Raw genomic sequence first — 572 nt, forward strand, 5'->3', positions numbered from 1 at the left:
CCAGTAATCACATAATTGCCATTACTTAAGGTCATACCACTTAAATTTGCTGAAACCGTAATGCCGTTTGCAACATTTGGAGATGCAAAAGTGCCTATGGCTGTGCCGCTTGCTGTTGAGGTATCAGTACCTAACAAGCCAGTCACAATCGGCGTGCCTGAAATTACATCAGCAGTGGTGGATGTGTACACCTTATTATTTGCAACCAAACCACTGATGGTGACTGGCGCAGGCGTAATGTTGGCAGTGGCAGTAATTGCCCCGCTAGCAATGCTGTAGTTGCTTGCTGATGCACCAGACAAAGTCACACCACTAAATGCCACAGTTTGTGGGCTAGCTGGCAGATTGACGTTGGCACTAGCAAAGGCAGCGCTACTGTAATTAACAGCAACAGAATCTCCCGGGAACAATCCAGCCATCGCCAAACTACCTGTGGCAGCAGTAGTCGTGTCATAGACCTTGTTATTAGCTGCGGTTGTCAAACGAGGGCCGGTGGTAGAGCCAGGTGTAACGACATAAGGCGTAATGGTGATGTTCTTATTAACTAAGGTGAAGGTGTAATTAGAGGCATC

Annotated in this window: 1 protein-coding gene; it reads right to left on the minus strand. The window is 47.4% G+C overall.

Going from position 1 to position 572, the window contains the following annotated elements; genetic code table 11:
- Nucleotides 1–572: YDG domain-containing protein (locus tag VC182_RS11485; RefSeq protein WP_323485374.1), on the minus strand; the 572-nt coding region annotated here is incomplete at both ends.

Source organism: Polynucleobacter sp. AP-Nickl1-40-C4, assembly GCF_035012665.1.
GTDB lineage: Bacteria > Pseudomonadota > Gammaproteobacteria > Burkholderiales > Burkholderiaceae > Polynucleobacter.